Annotated in this window: 13 protein-coding genes; 3 read left to right on the top strand and 10 right to left on the bottom strand. The window is 44.9% G+C overall.

Annotation, left to right across the window (positions count from 1 at the left end; genetic code table 11):
- Window positions 1-42: 42 nt before the first annotated feature.
- Window positions 43-2595, top strand: coding sequence for a BamA/TamA family outer membrane protein (locus DYU05_RS01040; RefSeq protein WP_117381136.1), 2553 nt, complete (start codon window positions 43-45; stop codon window positions 2593-2595).
- A 15-nt stretch (window positions 2596-2610) separates the two neighbouring features.
- Here DYU05_RS01040 and DYU05_RS01035 read toward each other — a convergent pair whose 3' ends face one another.
- From DYU05_RS01035 to DYU05_RS01000, 8 genes are all read right to left on the bottom strand, one after another.
- Window positions 2611-3390, bottom strand: coding sequence for an SDR family oxidoreductase (locus tag DYU05_RS01035; RefSeq protein ID WP_117381135.1), 780 nt, complete (start codon window positions 3388-3390; stop codon window positions 2611-2613).
- A 5-nt stretch (window positions 3391-3395) separates the two neighbouring features.
- A complete protein-coding gene (locus tag DYU05_RS01030; protein ID WP_117381134.1) occupies window positions 3396-4229 on the bottom strand; it encodes an amidohydrolase family protein in 834 nt (277 codons plus the stop codon).
- Window positions 4216-5073 carry a fumarylacetoacetate hydrolase family protein gene (locus tag DYU05_RS01025; RefSeq protein WP_117381133.1) on the bottom strand — a complete coding sequence of 286 codons (858 nt, stop codon included), beginning with the start codon at window positions 5071-5073 and terminating at the stop codon, window positions 4216-4218. The genes DYU05_RS01030 and DYU05_RS01025 overlap by 14 nt, the downstream gene beginning before the upstream one ends.
- A 6-nt stretch (window positions 5074-5079) precedes the next feature.
- Window positions 5080-5844: an SDR family NAD(P)-dependent oxidoreductase gene (locus DYU05_RS01020; protein WP_117381132.1), complete on the bottom strand. Its 765-nt coding sequence runs from the start codon at window positions 5842-5844 to the stop codon at window positions 5080-5082.
- 9 nt (window positions 5845-5853) lie between these two features.
- Window positions 5854-7512: a UxaA family hydrolase gene (locus DYU05_RS01015; RefSeq protein WP_117381131.1), complete on the bottom strand. Its 1659-nt coding sequence runs from the start codon at window positions 7510-7512 to the stop codon at window positions 5854-5856.
- An 11-nt stretch (window positions 7513-7523) separates the two neighbouring features.
- Window positions 7524-7853: an L-rhamnose mutarotase gene (locus tag DYU05_RS01010; protein ID WP_117381130.1), complete on the bottom strand. Its 330-nt coding sequence runs from the start codon at window positions 7851-7853 to the stop codon at window positions 7524-7526.
- Between the two features lie 89 nt (window positions 7854-7942).
- The gene (locus tag DYU05_RS01005) at window positions 7943-10144 is read right to left on the bottom strand and encodes an alpha-galactosidase (RefSeq protein ID WP_235853930.1); all 2202 of its coding nucleotides are present in this window, start codon (window positions 10142-10144) and stop codon (window positions 7943-7945) included.
- A gap of 78 nt (window positions 10145-10222) precedes the next feature.
- Entirely contained in the window at window positions 10223-11182 is a 960-nt protein-coding gene (locus DYU05_RS01000) for a zinc-binding alcohol dehydrogenase family protein (protein WP_235853929.1), read from the bottom strand.
- A 214-nt stretch (window positions 11183-11396) separates the two neighbouring features.
- Between DYU05_RS01000 and DYU05_RS00995 the strand changes: the two genes are divergently transcribed.
- A complete protein-coding gene (locus DYU05_RS00995; RefSeq protein WP_117381128.1) occupies window positions 11397-12131 on the top strand; it encodes a DUF3891 family protein in 735 nt (244 codons plus the stop codon).
- 10 nt (window positions 12132-12141) lie between these two features.
- Here the strand turns inward: DYU05_RS00995 and DYU05_RS00990 are convergent, their stop codons facing one another.
- Both DYU05_RS00990 and DYU05_RS00980 read right to left on the bottom strand, forming a co-directional pair.
- Window positions 12142-13464, bottom strand: coding sequence for a Gfo/Idh/MocA family protein (locus tag DYU05_RS00990; RefSeq protein ID WP_117381127.1), 1323 nt, complete (start codon window positions 13462-13464; stop codon window positions 12142-12144).
- A gap of 290 nt (window positions 13465-13754) precedes the next feature.
- Entirely contained in the window at window positions 13755-16121 is a 2367-nt protein-coding gene (locus DYU05_RS00980; protein ID WP_117381125.1) for a TonB-dependent receptor, read from the bottom strand.
- A 210-nt stretch (window positions 16122-16331) separates the two neighbouring features.
- Between DYU05_RS00980 and DYU05_RS00975 the strand changes: the two genes are divergently transcribed.
- Window positions 16332-17048, top strand: coding sequence for an SDR family NAD(P)-dependent oxidoreductase (locus DYU05_RS00975; protein WP_117381124.1), 717 nt, complete (start codon window positions 16332-16334; stop codon window positions 17046-17048).
- The last annotated feature ends 11 nt before the right edge of the window (window positions 17049-17059 follow it).

The following is a 17059-nucleotide window of genomic DNA, read 5'->3' as shown; positions in this document are numbered from 1 at the left end:
TAAGAAATATTGAGAAGATGCCTTTAACGTTATGTGCCTTACATGAGCTATAAACCTATACTTTTTGCTGCGTTCTTTTTCCTGCTAGCTGATACCGCCTTTTCACAAATGATAAAAGGGGACAGCGTTACTATAGCTGTTAACCCCCAATTTGACAAGGCAGGCAAATTCAAGCGGTGGCTCATGGGTACTAACTACCGCAAGGTTTGGGCACAGCCTATAACCATACCCATCTTCCATCTCAATAAAGAAAAAGGTGGCTTACGGATTACAGGTACAGGTGGCGGCAATCAAACCAGTTCATTGCAAATGGTGGACAGCAGCGGAAACGAGTGGGTGCTTCGTTCAGTAAAAAAATCTATCTCCCGTGATCAGCCCAAAATATTTAAAAACACACTGGTAGAAGACCTTATGGTAGATGCCGGTTCAATAGGTCACCCCTACTCAGCTTTGTGCGTACCACCCATGGCAGAGGCATTGGGCATACCACACAGCAACCCTAAAATTGTTTACCTGGGTGATGACCCCCAATTAGGCAAATACCGTAAAGAATATGCCAACCATGTTTATCTATTTGAACAACATGGCCCGAACAATGGAAGCAAAGACATAAAGACTGAAAAACTACAGGACCTTATAGAGAAAAATAACGACAACAAGGCGGATGCACGCCTCATTCTTAGGGCACGTATTTTTGACATGATGGTTGGCGACTGGGACCGGCACGGCGGGCAATGGCGCTGGAGCAAACCAGATACAACAAAAGACATATATGAGCCCTTCCCCACAGATCGTGACAAGGTTTTTTATACAACAGGTGGGGCTATTTTCAACGTAATGTCGTTGGCAAACCCTGCTTTGCAACGTTATAGTCCACGCATACGCCGCATAGATCTCTGGAACTATAACACAGTTGGCTTCGATCTTTATTTCCTGAATGAGCTTGATCAGAAAGATTGGGAAAAGGAGATAGCATTTGTGCAAAAAACGCTAAGTGATGATCTTATAAAACGGTCGGTTAAGTTAATGCCGCCTAATGTTTATGCCGTATCAGGCCCTCGCATTATCAAAACTTTTATGCGCCGCCGCGACAGAATTAAGAAGTATGTAATGAAGTACTATTATTTTTTAGCACAACGGGTAGATGTGCCCGGGTCTGACAAGAGCGAGAAGTTTACTATCGATCACAAAAAGAATGGCAATGTCGAACTCACCATCAACAAAGTAAAGAAAGACAGCAGCATAGGGAAAGTAATTTATCAGCGCACTTTCGACCAGAAATACACCAGGGAACTGCAGGTATATGGCTTGGACGGAAAGAACATATTCGACGTAACAGGCAATACACCAACTAAGATTAAAACACGGTTGGTTGGCGGGACAGATACGGATAGTTACTACGTTGATAGTACCCTCAACAACCGTCATAAATTGCTTATTTACGACAGGTCCGATCAGCACAATAATTTACCGTCACCCTCGTCTGCTCACCTTATTTTAAAGGACGACACGATGGTAAACCGTTATAAACGGCCCGAAAACAAGTACAATACTTTAAGCCCGATTGTAGCAATGGGTTACAGCACTGAAGATGGTTTTCAGATTGTGGGGGGGTTAAACTATATAGGCTATGGTTTTCATAAAGAGCCTTATGCCAATAAACAACAGCTAAAGGTAAACTACACCCTGCAACGCTCCTCTTTCATCATCACTTATCACGGTGAGTTCAGGCAGGTTTTCGGTTCTAACGATTTACTGGTGAACGTGCTGGAACGCGGCCCTAGAAACACAAACAACTTTTTTGGTTTGGGCAACGAAGTAAAGTTTGATAATAGCGGCGACCGGGAGTTTAGATATTACAGGAACCGCTATGATTATGGATTTGCAGATGTGCGCATAGGTCACAGATACACAAACTGGTATTTAAGCGCAGGCCCTGCGCTGCAGTTTTACACTGCCAGCAATGGTGCTAATGAAGATCACTTTTTTAAAGAATACAACCAGACTCACCCGGAAGATAACGTGCTTGCCTTAAAGTTCTATACCGGCGCTATCGGCAACGCCACATTAGATACCCGAAAAAATAAGCAGTTCCCCTACAATGGCGTAGTATGGAGTACAACACTAACCGGCCTTACGGGTATTAATGTTAGTAACCACACCAATGCGGCACTGGTATCAACATTCAGCTTTTATCTGCCACTTGCAGATTCTTCAATTGTACTGGCTAACCGTACAGGAGCCGGAACAATAGTAGGTAAAGGTGAGTTTTACCAGATGATGAACATTGGCGGGCTTAATATGCAGGGATACCACACCAGCCGGTTTATTGGCAACACAATGGTTTACAACAACACCGAGTTACGGGCAAAGTTGTTTAACTTCAATACTTATGTATTTCCGTCTACCTTTGGAATAGTTGCTTTTAACGATGCAGGCCGCGTGTGGCTAAAGGGTGAGTCGTCCAACACCATACACGATACTTATGGGGGCGGCATTTTTCTTACGCCCTACAATGCGTTTTTGTTTGAAGGCGTAATTGGCAAAAGCCCGGATGGTAGCTTAGGGTATATATCCATCGGCTTCCGATTTTGATTATTGCATCAACAGCTATAGTGACCGGTCCAGATGCGTGTAACCTCCATCTACGTAAAAAATCTGCCCGGTAGTATGACTGGAAACAGGTGACAACAAAAATGCTACAGCATTGGCTATTTCCTCAGTAGTGGTCATACGGTGCCCTAACGGGATCTTTGATGTTATCTGAGCCAGCTTTTCTTCGGGGTTTGGAAGGGTTTTAATCCACCTGTCATAAAGCGGAGTGTAACATTCGGCCACCACCACAGCGTTTACACGGATATTATGAGGTAGTAACTCCACCGCCCACTCACGCGTAAGCGCGTTACGGCCACCGTTAGATGCCGCGTAGGCAGATGTACCACCCTGCCCGGTATCAGCAACCTTAGAAGTAATATTAACAATGCTGCCCTTAGACGTAATTAAATGCGGTAAAGAATGGTGCGCAACCAGGTAGTAATGAATAAGGTTTTTATGTAACGATTGAACAAAGCGTTCATAATCGCCGCTTTGCAAACCAACGCCATCGTTCTCACCTGCATTATTAACCAGTCCATCTATACGGCCGCATTGCCGTACAACCTCTGCCACTGCAGACTCGCATGCTTCAGGATCAGTTAACTGAGCTACCGTGTGGTAAGCGTTTCCTCCTGCCTCCTTTATTTCCTTCACAGTTGCTTCGTTTTCAGCAGCAGTACGACTGATTATAAACGGAATAGCGCCTTCGTTAGCAAGTACAAGGGTAATTCCCTTACCTATCCCACGTGCCCCTCCGGTAACAATTATCACTTTATCTTTAAGCTGAAGATCCATATTGTTTAGCTATTAATCTGGTAAAACGAAGCAGCATTACCGCCCCAAAACTTCGCTTTATCACTGTCTGTAAAATCTTTAAGATAACTGTTGAGGCAACTTATGGTACGGCTATAGCCACCTGCCAGCAAGCAAACCGGCCAATCAGAACCAAACATTAATCTGTCTATTCCAAATGCTTCAAAAACGGTATCCAGGTATGGCTTTATGTCTTCAAAAGTCCAGTTTTGCCAATCAGCTTCGGTACAAAAGCCGGATACCTTGCACCAAACGTTTTTATGTTTAGCTAAAGCAATCATATCTTCCCGCCAGGGTTCGAGCTCTCGTTGTTTAATAAGCGGCTTGGCCATATGGTCGATCACAAATTGTTGCCTGGGAAATTGTGCCACCAACGCTGCTGCTTCTTCTAGCTGTTGCGGTTTAATAAGGATATCATAACTAAACCCATGCTCATCTAACAAAGAAATGCCCCTTTGGAATTTATCGCTTAGCATAAAACCGGCATTTTCTGCCTGTATTATATGGCGAAACCCTTTTACAATGCTATATTCCCGGTAGTATTGCAAGCGCTCTTCTATGTTATCAGCTTGCAGATCGACCCAGCCTACAACGCCCTTTACAAAGGAGTTTTGAGCAGCTAAATCTATTAAGAAGTCTGTTTCAGCTTCACTTTGGCTGGCCTGTACCGCAACACAGCCACCGATAGCATTATCATGCAACACCAGAGACAGGTCCTCCGGCATAAAATCACGCTTTAGTACAGCCATCTCGTCCGTTATCCATGCGTCCTTTACAGGATCGTACTTCCAGAAATGCTGATGCGCATCAAGCCTTAGCATAAGCTATAACGTGCTGTTTTGCGGTGCCAAGTCCGTCAATACCCAGTTCCACTACATCGCCCGGTTTAAGGTATACAGGCGGTTTAAATCCAAGCCCTACACCTGCAGGTGTTCCTGTGGATATCACATCGCCCGGCAATAAAGTCATGAACTGGCTTATATAAGATACAACGTACGGAACATTAAATATAAAATTAGCTGTCGTGCCATTCTGCATTATTTCGCCGTTAACACTCAGCCAAAGCTTCAGATTATTGGCATCACCTATTTCATCCGGAGTTGCCAGGAACGGACCCATTGGTGCAAAAGTATCGCATCCTTTGCCTTTGTCCCATGTGCCGTTACGCTCCAGCTGAAACTCGCGCTCCGAAACGTCGTTATGCAGTACATAGCCGGCGATATATTGCTCTGCGTCTGCCTCTTCTACGTAGGAGGTTTTTTTACCGATAACCACTGCCAGCTCAACTTCCCAATCTGTTTTTTGAGAGTTCTTGGGGATCATGATATCATCATTCGGGCCAACAAGAGAGGTGGTGCTCTTCATAAAAATGATAGGCTCCGATGGCGTTTGCGCATTTGTTTCTTTTGCGTGATCAGCATAGTTAAGACCGATACATAATATCTTAGACGGGCGTGCGATAGGGCTGCCCAAACGCTCATCATCACTTACCACCGGCAACATACCGGGGTTAGCTGCTATATGTTCTTTCAGCACAGATAGCCCTTCACTTTCAAAAAACTCCTCATTGTAGTCCTTAACTACAGCTGAGACGTCATATCGCTTATCGTTGATGATAACACCCGGCTTCTCCTGACCGGCAGCTCCGTATCGTATTAATTTCATAGGTAATTAGTTGTTAAGTTTTATAAAGCCGCCATCAATAGGGTAATCGCACCCGGTAATAAATCCAGCTTCGTCAGAACACAAGTACAAAGCAAGTGCGGCTATCTCACCAGGTTGTGCCATACGGCCGATAGGCTGGCTTTTAGATAGTTTATCGAACATCTCATCCTCCCTGCCGGCGTAGTTCTTGGCAATAAAACCATCTACAAATGGTGTATGCACCCTTGCAGGCGAAATGCTGTTGCTGCGGATATTGTCATGCAGATAATCCCGCGCTACAGACATACTCATGGCATGTATGGCGCCTTTACTCATAGAATAAGCAAACCTGTCGGCTAACCCTACCCACGATGCTATCGAAGCCATGTTGAGTATAACGCCTCCACCAGTAGCTTTCATAATCGGCACCGCAGCAAATATGCAGTTGTAGGCACCTTTTACATTCACGTTGTAAACTTTTTCAAAGTCGGCTGTAGAAGTGTTCTCTACGTTACCTACATGTGCAATGCCTGCGTTATTAACAAGAATATCTATTGTCCCTATAGAGTTAAAGAGTTCGACAATCTGCTCCTGCTCTGCTACGTTGCCGCTGTGAGCCACTGCTCTATTACCTTCTTCTTCAATCTCTGTAACCGTTTGAGCTGCGGCCTCGGCATTGAGCTCAACAATGTGCACACTTGCCCCTTGCCTGGCAAAAAGCTTTGATATTGCTTTGCCTATTCCACTGCCACCGCCAGTGACTACCGCGCTTTTATCTTTTAAACTGAACATATTTAAAGTTTATAATGACACTCCCCTTTTCCAGGGAATAAAATCGTCCTGCCCAAGTACAACAGCTTTTGGTTGAATATTGCCGCTGGCTACTTCTATAACATAATTAAGTATGCGCTCGGCTGCTTGCGGAATGGTCTCTAAACCATCTATAATGGTTCCGCAATCAACATCTATAATGTCGGGCATGCGGTTATAAAGCTTAGTGTTGGTTGACAGCTTTACCACCGGTGCTATTGGGTTTCCAGTTGGCGTGCCCAGCCCTGTAGTAAAAAGTACAATGTTTGCTCCCGAACCAACCTCCGCTGTTGTACTTTCCACGTCGCTGCCCGGGGTACAAAGCAGGTTTAAACCCGGCTTGCTAACTTTTTCCGGATAATCTAGCACGGCTGCAACCGGCGAACTGCCGCCTTTTTTAGCCGCTCCTGCAGACTTAATCGCGTCGGTTATTAATCCATCCCTGATATTTCCTGGTGAAGGGTTTGCATAAAAGCCAGAGCCATCAGCCTCTGCCCGTGCATTGTAAGTGCGCATTAAGTGCATGAACTTATCTGCAGTTGGAATGTCGACGCAGCGATCGCTTAGCTCCTGCTCTACCCCGCAAAGTTCAGGGAACTCAGCAAGGATAATGCTGCCACCCATAGCTACCAGCATGTCTGACAAATAGCCTAAGGCAGGATTAGCCGATATCCCCGAAAAACCGTCAGACCCGCCACATTCCAGTCCAATACATAGTTTTGACAACGGCGCCGGCTGCCTGCTTTGTTGATTGGCCTGCATCAAACCCGCAAATGTTTGTTTTAAGGCCTCGTGCAATAAGCGGCTTTCAGTACCCAATTGTTGTTGTTCCAGCATTACCAGTGGCTTGTTGAAGTTTGGATCACGCTTCGCAATCTCGTCACGTAATATGCCTGCCTGTGCATGCTGGCAGCCGAGGCTAAGCACAGTTGCACCTGCAACGTTCGGGTGTGTTATGTACCCTGCTAATAGCCCGCAAAGCGCGTCGCTGTCTGTTTTAGTGCCGCCGCAGCCCAGTTCATGATTCAAAAATTTAATACCATCTATATTCGGAAACAGCTTTCTTGTTGGGTGCTGTGCGGGTGTCATTTGCAAATCAGCATTCAATATATCCTCAACCGATTTGCCAGTTTGGTACATTTCCACGAGGCTGTCCACTTCGTTCTCATATCCACGAGGCTTAGCAAAGCCCAGTTTTGCAGATAGTGCTTCTTTAAGCACATTAATGTTGCGGTTTTCGCAAAAAACTAAAGGTATCACCAACCAGTAATTACCCGTCCCAACAGATCCGTCGGCCCGATGAAAACCCATAAAAGTTTTACCCTGATATTTACTTACATCAGGCTGTTGCCAGGTAATCTTACGCTCTCCTAGATGAAAATCGCTGGAAGCGTGCTTGATGTTCTCTGTGGTAATAACACCACCTTGAGGAATGTATTGGCTTGCCTTCCCGACGAGTACACCATACATGAATATTTCGTCCCCAGTATTAAACTCGTGCAGCGAAAACTTGTGCTTTGCTGCCACATTATCAACAAGAACCAAATCGATCCCGTTAAAATTAACAGCTGTACCTGCAGATAAATCTGTCAACGCTACTAATACGTTATCATTTGGGTGTATTTGCAGATAGGTGTGCCTCTCAGCCATTTGTTGTAATATTATAAATCAAAAATCTTTTCCATAAGAATCCACTTTTCGCCAGGCTTAGCGCCGGGTAATGGCTGCTGATAGTTCCACATTAACGTTTCCCATTCCTGTACTTTGCTGTTGGATGCATCCGCGGCGCTCTTTGCTTCAAAGCTGAACGTTTCGTTTACTTCCATAATCATAAAAAGCCGACTGCCATACCGGTATATCTCCATATGTTCTATTCCGCTATCGGTAATGCTCTGCAGTATTTCCGGCCAAACAGCACTATGATACTCCTCGTATTCAGCTATAAGCTGCGGATCGTCCTTAAGATCAAGTGTGAGACAATATCTTTTCATTTAAAGAGATGCGGTGTTTAGCAGTATGCAAATAAAGCAATATCTGCTTGCTTAAAGTAAATTAATGTATTTCTTACAATTATTCGGCATCACTTCACTTCATCCAGCTGCAAAACGACGCTTGTATGCCCAGCGTTTACGTTTGGATTGACTCCTACGTTCATCAGGAAATCGCCCGAGTAAGTAGCGTTACTTACAGCCGGCTTACCGCCCGGGTAAACATTGATCTCTTTAACCTCATACTTCTTCAACGGATCAAGCCCCTTGAACTTCACAGGAACCCTAGTGCCTTTATCATAGCGGTTATTAACCAGGTAATTGAAAACAACTGCCCTCGAACGGTTCTCGTTAACATACATTACCGATGCTGCATCGTTTTCCCATGGGTTTAGCAAACGGTACTGGTCGCCGTGCCATATCACCTCTTTTAAGCCATTGTAGTTTTGTATTGCCTGCTGACAAAAAGCTAAGTCGTTTTCATTCAGCTTACTTACCACAATATCAAAGCCTAACTTACCCATCATAGCTACATCTACACGATATTTTATTGGCTGCTTTCCCCAGTCGGTTACATGGTTGGAACTGGTAATGGCCGGGAAAAAATAAGAATACTCCCATTGCAGGAACACACGCTCAAGTGGATCAGTGTTATCGCTCGGCCAAAACTCGGTAAAGTATTTAAGCGCTCCATAATCTACCCTGCCGCCACCACCTGAGCAAAGCATGATGGGCACCTTGGGGTATTTAGCTCTGACCCTGTCTAATACCTTGTACAAGCCTCGCACATAATCGGTATATAAATGCGATTGGTTCTTACCCAAGTAGGCAGAATATGCATTGTAAATAACAGCATTACAGTCCCATTTAATGTAAGCAAGATCAGGATGTTTGGTGAAAAGATCATTAACAATGCCGAATACAAAGTCCTGCACCTTTGGGTTGGATAGATCAAGCACCAACTGGTTTCTAAAGTATTTTTCCGGTCGGTTTGGTTGCTTTATCACCCAGTCCGGATGTTTCTCGTACAACTCGCTTTTAGGATTTACCATTTCCGGTTCAATCCAAATGCCAAACTTAACACTGTTATTTTGTGCTTCTTTTACTAGCCATCCAATGCCGTTAGGCAGCTTTGCACGGTTTTCCTGCCAGTCGCCCAAACCTGCATTATCGCTGTTGCGGGGATACTTATTGGCAAACCAGCCATCATCCAGCAAAAACAGGTCTACTCCAAGCTTCTTGGTGTCCTTAAACAATTGAGCCAGTTTGGTCTCATTAAAATCAAAGTAAGTGGCTTCCCAGTTGTTCAGGAGCGTTAACCTGTCGCCTTCGCCATTTACAATTTTGTATTTGCGTGCCCATCGCTGTAGCTTCCGGCTCGCATCACCCCTGCCGTGGTCAGAATAAGTGTACAATAACGCAGGTGTTATAAAGTCTTCCCCTGCTTTCAGGTGATATTCCGCGGCTGCATTGTTTATGCCGGCGATTACCCGCAGGTTATTGGATACATCCAGTTCGAAATCTTCGCGGAAGTTACCAGACCACTCCACGGCGCCAAACAACACTTTACCTTCATCTTCAGTCGCTGGCTTGTCTATAGAAACCATGAACATAGATTGTTCATACAAATTAGCGCGAGTGCCCAGCTTAGTATCTATCGTTTTAATACCGTGAGTGAGTTTGGTTTCTTCAGGTTGCATTTCCAGCGCCCAATTACCATGATAATGTTTTAACCAAAAGCTATCGCCTTTTAGGTTTAAATTAGCGGAAGCGAACTTATTTAGCGTAACAACACCTTTTTCGTTATGCCTGATAGTACACCATTGTTCAGTGACATCTTCTTTATAGAATGTTTTATAACAGAGCTGAACTTCAAAAGGATAAGCCGGATCTTTTAGGTTTACGGTAAGCAAGGAAACGTTATCATCTATCTTCCTAACCGTGTGACTTACGTAGGCCAGGCTTAATGATTTGTTGCCATCTGAATGGGTCACAGTTATTGCGGGTTCGGCTAAAGCCTCAGAACCCGAGGGCATGTAAGCCTCGTCAAGCACTTCAGAATCATCTGCCTGGCGGTACATCTTTTTTATAGACGCGTACTCTGCAGCATTAGCTAGCTTAGCACCGAAGTATACCATTTTAAGGTGTTTACCTGCATCTGTTTGCAAAACCAGCGCATTGTGCTGTGTCTCGACGGGTATTGTGATATTTTGAGCAGCAGCAACAGCTGGAGCAAATAAGGTGGCTCCTATAAACAGATGAAGATAAAATGAGGTGAATAGATGATTTTTCACGATGGCTTGGTTAGTGCACTAAAATAGCTTTTTTTCTGCCTTCTATCGTAAGCAACGGGCATCAATTTATGCGTGATATTATAAACAGAGTAACGTTTTAATCAGGTTCTTCTCCTTTGTTAGATATAATTGAAGATTATCATCTGTATCATAAAAGTCAGCACGATGAGTAATGAATACCGTGGGATCAATCAACTTTTGCTGAATGCTGGATATAACTTGCTCAAAATCCTGCCGGGTGGCATTGCGGCTACTTAACAGTGTCCCTTCCCGCTTATGGAATTCTGGATGATTAACCTCAATGTTCCCTTTTTGTAACCCTACCAGAACATACCTGCCGCCATGCGCCATGTATGAAAAAGAACTCTCAATAGCCTGTTTATTGCCGGTTGCATCAAATATCACCGTCGGCATATCACCGCTGGTGATATGCTGTAGTTTTGTTTCCATATCTCCATCAGCCGGATTGACAAGGTACTCAGTACCCACCTTATCGCGACAAAACTCAAGGCGATACGGATTAACGTCAGCAGCAATCACCTTACAGCCAGCAATCTTTGCATATGTCATTACTGCCAAGCCAATAGGGCCAGCTCCGTTTACCAAAACAAACTCGCGGGGCACTAAACCAGCTCTCCTTACTGCGTGTGCGCCTATAGCAAGGGGTTCTACCAAGGCAAGTTCGTCATGATTGAGCCCTTGCCCGTGCACAAGTAAACGCTCGGGAACCTGAAAAAACTCTGCCATGCCGCCATCAGCGTGTACGCCATATACCTGCATCTGCACGCAACAATTCTCTTTGCCATTCCTGCAGGCGATACAAGTACCGCAGTTTTTGTAGGGGATCACCGTCACAACATCCCCAGCAATAAAACCGCTATTTACTGATACGCTAACCACCTCTGCCGAGAGCTCGTGACCCAGAACACGCGGGTATGAAAAATAAGGCTGCGTGCCCTCAAAAGCGTGAATATCAGTTCCGCAAATGCCTATTCTATTTATACGCAGTATAGCATTACCATCTTTAGGTTCTGGCATGTTAGCGGTGGAGCTTTTTAAAACTCCGGGTTCTAAACAAATCAATGTTCTCATTACCAGTGTTCTTTAGTGAGACTTAAACTTAACAAACCCTTATTTGAACAAGATCTTAGAAACAATAGAAACTTTGAAGAAGACAAAACGTTGGTAAGTTATAAAACAAAGTGCATAGGATTATGCCCCATATATAAAAACGTATATCGCACATATATAAATGATTGTTAATTATCGTAAAGGCGGCTGGGAAATAGTTACCCAGCGTGCGCACGGATTACTTGCTGCAGAATTCGCGCTGCATTGGCAGAAAGCGCAACGCCCGGAACGCTGGATGGAGTTTTTAATGACCGTAGCTGAGCACGATGACGCACAGATTGAACTGGAACGCGATGACGTAATTACCGAACAAGGCGGACCTACAGACTTCAAAATGAGGGCTTTTCAACTGGAGCATGGTGAACGTACGCTTACTTACACACTTAGTAAAAGCAGGTACATTGCACTACTAAGTGCTACACACCTTGAGTTTCTAGCAGGAGATGCAAAAGAAAATAAAGTCAATATAGCGTTCTTTAAAAACCTGGCAAGCCAGAAAAAAGAATGGTGTAAAGAGTTAAAAATCAATAACATTCAACTTGAAAAAGATTACCGCCTGCTGGAGTGGTGCGACGCTTTATCGTTATTGATTTGCCAGCACGAAGACCAGCCTGAAGAACGGCGGGTGGAGATAAGTACCGGCCCTGACGGAAAACTACACTGCCTGAGGCAAATAGCGCCCGGCTGCCTTACCGTTGAGCCATGGCCCTTTGAAGATCTGGAGTTTAGCATAACCTATGAACACCGAACATTGCCTCAACTGAAATTTGATAATGTTGATGAATTTAAAACCGCGTTTCTTACAACTGCGGTAGAAACAACAACGTGGCTGTTTAAACAGCTAAACAGCGCTTAACAACTGTTAATCAATCTGATTCCGGCTCAACACCCTTGTAACCAGCAGGCAGTAAACTAGTAAGTTTAACTGGCCGGCCTTCTTCAGCTGACTTGTAGATAGCTTCCATAATAAGGTGGTCCTGCAAACCTTCTTCGCCGGGTGTAAAAGGCTTTTTGTTATAGATTACACAGTGCGAAAAGTAGTCCATTTCGGTAGCAAACTGGTCTTTTTCGGTTAAACCAATATCTTGTTGAAGCTCCAGTTTTCCATCTGCTTTAGCAGACATCAGTTTCTGGCCCTTGTACGCGAATGCCTTATCCACACTCAACCAGCCTTTTTCGCAGAGCACGCGGTAACGCCTGCTTTCGTGCACATTGTAGTTTGTTGTGCAGTTGGCTATCAGCCCATTAGCAAACTTCATCTGCCAGGATACCAGCTCTTCAACCTCCCTAAAAAGCGGATTACCAGGTGTACTATAACCGTAGGCAAATACTTCCGTAGGTTCTGCATTTAGTACAAACCGTACGGTGTTCAGGCAGTACAGGCCAATATCCGGCAGCGCGCCGCCGCCGGCTAAAGCTTTCTTGTGCCGCCAATGTTCAGGATTAGTGCTGCTCTGACAATTTGATGCTTCTATCAGCTTAGGCTCACCAAAGGTTTTCTGCTGAACCATCTCGCGCAACTTACGATGATGTGGTTGATATTGAATGCGATACGCGACCATAAGTTTTACTCCCGCCTGGTTACAAGCGGCTATCATTTCCTTACATTCAGCCGAACTGATAGCCATTGGTTTCTCACATAAAATGTGCTTACCTGCCTTTGCGCCTCTTATAACATACTCTTTATGAAGCCCATTAGGCAATACAATGTAAATTACTTCTACCTCTTTATTGTTCTTTAACTGGTCGTAAGTTTGGTAGCTGTAGCAGTTTTGAGGTGTTACACCGTATTGCGCCGCCACTTTTCGCATTTTTTCGGGGCTGCCGCTCACTAAAGCAACAAGTTTCGACTTTTTACACGCGGTTATCGCAGGAAGTATGTTTTCCAACGCTAAATGGCCTAAACCTACAACAGCGTACCCTACTCTTTGGTCGGGAGCTAAAGGAGTTGGCGTTGGGCCGCTGGCCTGGTCAACTTCAGACTTCCATTTCTCCAGCACTATAGGCTCATCCTGATGGGCTGGCTTCCTTTCTGTACTTCCTTGACTTGTAACGCTTTGCGCTGTTGCATCACTCACCAAAACAGACCCCACGGCTCCCGCCGCGAGTGTTTTACCTGTAAGTGCTAAGAAATCTTTACGGGAGTATCCGCCGTTGTTACCTGTGTTCTCCGGTGTGTTGGTTGCCATAATAAAGCAACCCTGCAGCACTGTTTTATGTTTCGAAAAATACAAAACTACCCGCCAAAAATAGTGACAAAACAGTGTCACCACTTTACTTAACAAAAATGCCGTTATTAACAGGAGCTAAAAAGCAGGGTTATCAGGGCATTGAAAAGTCGAAATCACGAGCAAAAATCTTCAAAAACCACACTTTTTACAACCTCATTTTACGGAGTAGGCTTCGATGTACTGCTGTACAGCAGATTTCGCTGTTTTCTACGTCAGCCACTCAAATTTTAACGTTTTCGGTGACCTTTCTAAAATTCGAAGATTAAGCCGATAGTGGGCTGAATGTTCCCGCCTTTTCTGTTTAGGAATTTTGTCTGAATGCGGGTTGGATCGCCAGGCACCGGTTGTACATTACCCGACGCATCTTTCACCGGAACTACTATCGGCTGCTGGTCGTATTTATGACCGGTGACATTTTGCATGTCGAAGTAAAAGTTGAAGGAGTAATGCTTAAAGTAGTACTTCTTGTCAACACGGGCATCTAATTGGTAAAAGGCGGCAGGCACCTGGGTGTTCAGCAAGTTGTATGCAGGTATACCTTGTGGGAAAGTGCTGTAGTTTGAAACAAGTGAAGACAATGCCTGGTCGTAAGGGGTGTACGGACTACCACCCGTAAACCGTAGCTTGGCCCCTACCTCCCAGTTTCTCTTCAGCAGCTTACCGGCTGTCATGCTCAGGATGTACCGGTTGTTCCATGAAGAGGCGACATAATCACCGCGCTTGTTCTGGAACTCGCTTTTAAACAATGTAAGCGCGAAGATTCCGTAAAAGCCTTTGTTAAGCCGCTGCTGCGCAAAGAACTCTATTCCGTAACTCCTCCCCTTGCTCTCGCCTACTACAGGGTCATTACCTACCACGCCAAAATCGGCGCCGAGGTTGGCCAGCGGTATCGAATCATTCAGCACGCGCACTATTGGGTAATTGCGGTATTGTTTGTAGAAACCTTCAACCGTGAAGCGGGTTCCTTTTAAGGTATTGTACTCCAGTCCCAGCACCACCTGGCGGTTCTGTATATAATCGAGGCTCTTGTTTAACAATGTTCCGGTACTGTCACGGTAGCCCATCACCGTGTAAGCAGGCAACTGGTAGTAAATTCCGGTGTTAAAGTTGATGCTCAACCTGTCCGTAAAGTTGTAGGCGGCTGAGAACCGGGGCGATAAGGTCTTCAGCAGATTGTTCATCTTATTTGAATAGGTATTTGCATCGGCACGTGCACCTATTGACAGCGACAGCTTGTTGTCGGCAAAGGAGCGGCTTACCTGGCCAAAAAAGTTGTACTTAAAAAAATTCAGGTCTGATTGATAGATGCGGTTGCCATAAGGCAGCACATTAAAGGTATTGGTGGTATAACCGGCGCTCTCGGCACCCGTACCAAAGTTCACCTTGTACTTACCACGCTGGCTGGTGTTCTCAAACCTGAACTTGTTCTCCGTTTCTGTAGATGCATACTTTAAAAGCAATCCTTCACTTTCGTTATTGTTGCGAAACTTGTTAGCTTTATTATCCAGGTAACTTCGGCTAACTACAAACTGCGAAAAGCCATAGCGGGTAAAATGCTTTAGTACGGCACCTATACTATAGCTGTTTTGGGTATTTTCGGGTATAGTGGCTAAAAAGTATTGCTTGTCTTCTTCATCGTTAGCTTCTTTATTTAACGTAAAGCGGTCTATAGCACCCAAGCCTATCAATGTAAGTTCGTTCTTGCTATCCAGCTTTGTTTTTACCTTAAATTGGAAGTCCTGGTACGTGGGCAGGAACGGCAGTTTCAGCAATTTAAACAATGCCTGCAGGTACGAGTACCTGTACGATGCCAGGTAAGTTGTTTTGCTGCCGAGAGGCCCCTCCAGTGTCGCACTAAGGTCACTTGAGCCAAGCGATAAGGTGGCACCCATACGATCGGTCCGCCCGTTCTTTTGAGTGAATTCGAAAACTGAACTTAAAGCATTGCCACGGTTGGCCGGGAATGCCCCTGAGTAGAAATTAACCTCTTTAACAAAGTCGACGTTGATCAATCCCACCGGCCCGCCAGATGATCCCTGCGTTGCAAAATGGTTAATGTTGGGTATCTCTACCCCATCCAGGTAAAACCTGTTTTCGTTGGGTGCCCCGCCCCGTATGATGATGTCGTTACGAAAACTCACCGGTGCAGATACCCCCGGGAGGGATTGTATTACTTTAGATATATCGCGGTTGCCCCCGGGGTTACGCTTAATTTCTGATACGCCTATGCTGCGCAGGGATAATGGACTTTCCAGCGTTTTTGTAAGCCTTGAACTGGCTACCACCTTTACTTCATCTAATGTTGCGGTCTCCTCGTCCAGCGCAACGTCTACTACTGTTGCTTTAACACTGTTTACCTGTATATCATAAGCGGTCCTGCTTTTAAACCCAACTTTTGTAAACAGCAGGCTGTAGTTGCCCGGTTTAAGCTGCAGAGTATAGTTACCTGCCGAGTCGGTTACCGTACCCTCGTTTGTGTTGGCCACCTTAACGGTAACGTTTTGCACTACTGTGTTTGACAAGCCACTGGTGACCGTACCTTTTATAACCGCAGTTTGCGCGGCAGCCGAAAAACAGATAACAAACAGGATTATGGTAGATAGAATTAACCGCATATAGTTTTATAAAGCTTTAACAGCACTGCTCCGGGGTGTACTTGCAGGTTTATGCTCCAAATATAAATAAACATCCAAGCGCAAAATCATTGCTTACCTTGATAATGCTATTATCATTTTGTTACAAAAATATACCAAAAATCATGTAAATAGCATTTATTTGTACATAATAAATATCTGTAACCTCTATTTAGTAGCTAGCACCACCAGATGAATTTAAAAAACAAGAACATTTTAGTTGTTGGCGGTAGTACCGGCATAGGTTTATCGTTGATTAAACAACTATCAGCAGCAGGAGCAAACATCTACAATATCTCCAGGAATGGATCGGTGGAGTGGCCGGCAAATGTAAATCATCTTGCGTTGGACATCTTAGGTGATGTTACCGCAACGGCAGCATTCCTGCCTCAGCAATTGCACGGGCTGGTATATTCTGTAGGAAGTATTAACCTTAAGCCTTTTAACCGCCTGTCGGAAGATGACTTCCTGAATGATTACCGGCTCAACGTTTTAGGGGCCGTTAAAGTAATTCAACAAGCCTTAAAGCCACTTAAAAGCGCTGCAGGTGCTTCTATTGTGCTTATCAGCTCAGTTGCCGCACGTACGGGAATGAGTTTCCACGCAAGTATCGCCTCAGCTAAAAGCGCGGTTGAGGGCCTGGCATTATCACTTGCTGCGGAGCTGGCACCAAGCCAGGTACGGGTTAATGTGGTTGCACCTTCGCTAACCGAAACGCCTTTGGCACAAAACCTGCTTAACACCCCTGAGAAAAAGGAAGCTTCGGCCAAACGCCATCCGCTCAATAAATATGGGCAGCCAGAGGACATTAGTTCGGCGGTAGCTTATCTTTTGGCAGATGAGAGCGCATGGATGACCGGACAGGTAATTGGCATTGACGGCGGCCTTGGCAAGCTAAAAACCAGCTAGTAGAAACAAAT

It is taken from the genome of Mucilaginibacter terrenus, from assembly GCF_003432065.1.
Classification (GTDB): Bacteria; Bacteroidota; Bacteroidia; order Sphingobacteriales; family Sphingobacteriaceae; genus Mucilaginibacter; species Mucilaginibacter terrenus.
The sequence above is the reverse complement of the archived record's forward strand: the minus strand, read 5'-3'. Positions and strand labels throughout refer to the sequence as shown.

What these genes read in the sequence shown, in the direction of transcription:
- DYU05_RS01010 (WP_117381130.1), bottom strand. Translation starts at nt 7,853, where the DNA reads ATGAAAAGATATTGTCTCACACTTGATCTTAAGGACGATCCGCAGCTT.
- DYU05_RS01030 (WP_117381134.1), bottom strand. Translation starts at nt 4,229, where the DNA reads ATGCTAAGGCTTGATGCGCATCAGCATTTCTGGAAGTACGATCCTGTA.
- DYU05_RS01020 (WP_117381132.1), bottom strand. Translation starts at nt 5,844, where the DNA reads ATGTTCAGTTTAAAAGATAAAAGCGCGGTAGTCACTGGCGGTGGCAGT.
- DYU05_RS00980 (WP_117381125.1), bottom strand. Translation starts at nt 16,121, where the DNA reads ATGCGGTTAATTCTATCTACCATAATCCTGTTTGTTATCTGTTTTTCG.
- DYU05_RS01015 (WP_117381131.1), bottom strand. Translation starts at nt 7,512, where the DNA reads ATGGCTGAGAGGCACACCTATCTGCAAATACACCCAAATGATAACGTA.
- DYU05_RS00995 (WP_117381128.1), top strand. Translation starts at nt 11,397, where the DNA reads ATGATTGTTAATTATCGTAAAGGCGGCTGGGAAATAGTTACCCAGCGT.
- DYU05_RS01000 (WP_235853929.1), bottom strand. Translation starts at nt 11,182, where the DNA reads ATGCCAGAACCTAAAGATGGTAATGCTATACTGCGTATAAATAGAATA.
- DYU05_RS01040 (WP_117381136.1), top strand. Translation starts at nt 43, where the DNA reads ATGAGCTATAAACCTATACTTTTTGCTGCGTTCTTTTTCCTGCTAGCT.
- DYU05_RS01035 (WP_117381135.1), bottom strand. Translation starts at nt 3,390, where the DNA reads ATGGATCTTCAGCTTAAAGATAAAGTGATAATTGTTACCGGAGGGGCA.
- DYU05_RS00975 (WP_117381124.1), top strand. Translation starts at nt 16,332, where the DNA reads ATGAATTTAAAAAACAAGAACATTTTAGTTGTTGGCGGTAGTACCGGC.
- DYU05_RS00990 (WP_117381127.1), bottom strand. Translation starts at nt 13,464, where the DNA reads ATGGCAACCAACACACCGGAGAACACAGGTAACAACGGCGGATACTCC.
- DYU05_RS01025 (WP_117381133.1), bottom strand. Translation starts at nt 5,073, where the DNA reads ATGAAATTAATACGATACGGAGCTGCCGGTCAGGAGAAGCCGGGTGTT.